Source organism: Ruegeria sp. TASC047, from assembly GCF_059612445.1.
Map to the genome: position 1 here is coordinate 1 of NZ_JBXWQP010000012.1, position 4304 is coordinate 4304.

General features: G+C 53.3%; 3 protein-coding genes. 1 reads left to right on the top strand and 2 read right to left on the bottom strand.

Annotated features, from left to right (window positions below; all coding sequences use genetic code 11):
- Positions 1–88 precede the first annotated feature (88 nt).
- A complete protein-coding gene (locus AC2FLO_RS01265; protein WP_496755245.1) occupies positions 89–1555 on the top strand; it encodes a M10 family metallopeptidase C-terminal domain-containing protein in 1467 nt (488 codons plus the stop codon).
- Positions 1556–1863: 308 nt separating this feature from the next.
- On the opposite strand, the gene AC2FLO_RS01270 is transcribed toward AC2FLO_RS01265, so the two are convergent.
- Positions 1864–3366 carry a M81 family metallopeptidase gene (locus tag AC2FLO_RS01270; RefSeq protein ID WP_496755243.1) on the bottom strand — a complete coding sequence of 501 codons (1503 nt, stop codon included), beginning with the start codon at positions 3364–3366 and terminating at the stop codon, positions 1864–1866.
- Positions 3366–4304: amidohydrolase (locus tag AC2FLO_RS01275; RefSeq protein ID WP_496811608.1), on the bottom strand; the 939-nt coding region annotated here is incomplete at its 5' end. The genes AC2FLO_RS01275 and AC2FLO_RS01270, both read right to left, overlap by 1 nt.

Here is a 4304-nt window from a genome sequence, read left to right on the forward strand (position 1 = left end):
CAGGTGCCCAAAGGTCTTCCTATCAGCCATCGCACTGGCGGCCACCGTCATCTATTGGCTATGAGTCCTGACCCTAAGGGCTGCCACCTTGGATTATTCCGCCACGGGCGGTGGGGCGGTTTCCTTTGCCGCTGGGGTAAAAGGTGGTTTCACAATCGCGCACGGCGTTGTGATTGAAAACGCGTCGGGCGGGTCGGGCGCTGATATCATTATCGGAAATACGGCGCAGAACGTCTTGCGCGGGAACGACGGAAACGACACCATTCACTCGCTGTCCAACGGAAGCAACAACAACACCATCTATGGCGGCCAAGGCAACGATATCATTTTTGTGGCCCAAGGTGCCGGTGCTGACCAGGTCTTTGGGGACCAGGGCAATGATCTGGCTGTTGTGCAGAGCAACGCAGGTACGTTTTCGGGTGGAACCGGAACCGACACTGTCAGATGCGTTAGCGCGATAAGCAACTATTTATTTTTTGAAAACGGCGTCTTGTACGAGTTTTTGGATGTCATCACGCGCACAACTTTCACGATTGCAGACGACGTAGAGTTGGTCCAGTTTCTTGACGGGCTACAGCAGTATACCCGGTCGAATATCAAATCTGCGATGCATCTTTCAGATATCGATACTCAGGGAACGACGTTGCAACTTGCCAACCATGGAGTTTATGTGCTGGATGGTGGCAGTTCGAATATTGCTTTGATTTATGGTGGTCAGGTAGTTGTGCAAAACTCGGGCTCCGTCTGGCAGGCACTCCAGGCCGAAGCGTCGGGCGGTGGCTACAAGGTGTTGTGGCTGAACACCAACGGGTCATATGCCGAATGGACCACGGATGCTTCGGGACAATACCAAGGCGGTGTTACCATCGCCAATGTCGTGGATGTCGAAGCCTTTTATGGTGTTGATCTAAACAATGACGGCCAGACTGGCCACGCCACAACCAATATCGAGACCAGCGGGTCGGTAACGCTCGCGTCGTCAACCCGCGGCGAGTATCTGATCAACGGTACCATCAACCTGACGTATAACGGCAAAGCAATTGGGCCAGACAGCTTGACGGGCTGGCAGGCACTCCAGGCCGAAGCGTCGGGCGGTGGCTACAAGGTGTTGTGGCTGAACACCAACGGGTCATATGCCGAATGGACCACGGATGCTTCGGGGCAATACCAAAGCGGCGTTACCATTGCCAATGTTGTGGATGTCGAAGTCTTCTACAGTTACGATATTGATGGAAATGGGACCATCGGTCCTGCTCAACCAAAATTTAGCGCTTTGTTGGCACCCGAAAACAATACCGTGACGGTGGCCGAGGAGTCCGGTGCCTCCGAATGGGACGAAGATGTCGACTATCTGGAATTCGTGCCAGACTTGCCCACCTTCCAGGATGAGGAAGATATCTATGGATTGGTTGTCTCTTGCGTAAAAAACAACATTTACGGGCCTTCGACAACCATCCTGGAAGCTGTGTTGCATGAACCCACAGACAATGTGTCAGAAGAGGATGCCAACCTGACAATTGCATCCTTGCTGGAGGATGACAGCTTCTTTTGGTAATGTTGACCCCGCTCTGTAGGAGATGCTGATCGCGCTGCGATTGCCTCGGATACATTTCTGGTGCGAGAGAAGTGTATCTATGCCGAAGAAACGATTCAGTGATGACCAAGTTGCCTTTGCGTTGTAACAAGCTCCGAGAGAGACGTGGGTCAACTGGTGTATGAAGATGCATTTTGGCCGACTGGCCTCAGAGAATCGTATTCAAGATCCAATTGGGGTCAGGTTTATGTGGACGGCTCAAGGCTGACCCTTCGGGGTCGAGATATTTGAATCCATTGGGGCATATCGCACGTCAACAAACTTTCGTTTCACATCACGTCAAAGGAGGTATGGCGACAGTTGGCCAACCTTCTGTTGACACAAATATAAGGGACCTTTCCAAGGTCGCAGAGGAAAACCCCATGCGCAGCAACCGCATATACATGGCTTGCAATTGGTTCGAAATCCGCCCGGAAATGCGCTGTGCTTTTGACGCAGATCACCGAATAACTCAGAGGGTTTAACCCGATGTGTGTGAAATGCGCGCGATCCAGGCATTGGTTTCGTATGCTTGTGACGACAAGGTCGATCTCGGCGTCGTGTCCAACCAAGCGAAGCGCAGCTGTCTTGCCAAGCGTAGCTGTTCCGCCGCCATACATTTCACCGGTATAGCGGCATGTGCCATCACTTAAGGAAAGCACTTCAAACTCTGCCCTGAATGGAACATGTCCGGCCAGGTTCGACTTTGCGCCGATAGCCAAAATGATCCGTGCGCCCTCCCCTGCCGCATGGGCCTGAATGGCACTTTCCGGATCATGGAACAGACCCATCAGAACGTTTTTTACCCCGCCCTCAATCAAAGCGGCCAGCAGCCCCGTTGTATCTGACGTTCCGCCTGCGCCCGGATTGTCCTGAACATCGGCTAGAACGATGGGTTTTTCGCGCCTTTGACGACATGTGGAAACGGCCTCTTCCAAAGACAACATCTTACATTCAAGATTAGCCTCACGGGACAGGAACATGCTGACAATCTCTTTGGCAGCGGCAGCCGCTTTTTCAGCAGTCAAGGCATAAGCAAGGCAGGATGGTCCGGTGTCAGGAAAATCCGCCGCCGTAAAACCAAGAGCGATCTCTGCCAGAATGCCTTGCTGTTCAAACCTGACAGGCAATTGATAGATATCACTGATCGGCGCAGAACCCGTGTGTTGCGCATGCAGGGGGATCAGGTAAGGCACCGGTTGGAACGTTTTGTATAGGGTTTCACCCGCCAGCAGGCGACGCAAGACTGGAACGCATCGTGCACCCGTTTCCGCCATATCCAAATGTGGGTAAGTGCGAAAAATCGACAGGTAATCTGAGTGTTTGACCATTTCGGTGGAAATGTTGGCATGAAGGTCCAAACTTGCGACCACTGGAACGTCTGGACCCACAGTTTCACGAACGCGACGCAAAAGCTCTCCCTCACCGTCAGCAAGGCTTTCGGAGACCATAGCTCCGTGCAGATCAAGATAGACTCCGTCAATCTGGCCTGCGCCCCATATTCCGTCCAACAGCATCCCGCAGATCGTTTCGAATGCATGATCGGTGACATGGGCGGACGGTTCGGCAGAGCACCACAAAACGGGAATGACATCAAATCCCGCTGCCTGTGCCGCGGCGGTGAAACCCGCGATCGGAAGGTTCATGCCTTCGGTTTCCAGAATAACCTGTGAACCATGCAGCATTCCCGGCCAGGAATCCGCCATCTCAAACTCAGGCATCCCAGCTTTCGTTACACCGAAACAGTTGGTTTCATGTTGGAACCCCGCGATCACAATACGCTTGGTCGCCATTATGCGTGCTCAAACTCTTGTTCAGTACACACAGCGGAAAAAACCCTTTCGCCATAGCGGATGGTTTCAAGCACGACAGTGTCTGACAGGCGGTCCGGGTCGTGCAGTGGATTGCGCGAAAGAACAACAAAATCTGCAATTTTACCCGGTTCTATGGATCCGCGTTGATCTTCCTTGAACACCTGCCAAGCGGCTTCGATGGTTTGGGCCCGCAGGGCTGAAATAACGCTGATCTTCTGATCCTCGCCGAGCACACGGCCAGAAGCGGATTTTCGGTTCACCGCACAATGGGCAAGATGGATTGGACGCGTCGGTGTGACCGAGGCGTCGTTGTGGATCGTGTATCGCACGCCATACCGTTCGGCTGACGCCGCTGGCGATATCCGTTCGGCTCGCTCGGGCCCCAGGAAAGTATCGTAATGACGATCCCCCCAAAAGAAGACATGGGCGGGAAAGAAGCTGACGGTCAGACCAAGCCGGGCCATACGCTCCAATTGGTCATCCCTCAGAACCTGGCCATGGATAATGGTATGTCGATGATCCTGGCGCGGGTGTGCAACAAGCGCCTTTTCCACCGCATCTATGAACATCTCGGCACCGGCATCGCCATTGCAGTGGCAGTGAATCTGCAAGCCCTGATTGTGGAGATTTTCTACATCCGCAACCAACTGCTCTTGCGAGGTATAGGTCATTCCACAAGGATTATCAGGGCTGGCAGGTTTGAAGTATGGAGCGGACAAATACGCGGTCTGTAACTGAAACGCCCCGTCCGTAAACAGTTTGCGCGGACCCAGCGAAAAATGCGGGTTGCCCGGCCAGCTCGTTCCAATCCAACGCGAAGATAACTCTGGCTCCAGATCTCCTGAGCCTCCCCAACTGAACTGGTCCACCGTTATGTTTAGGAAACGGAGGACCACGAATGGCAAACAAGAGACCGA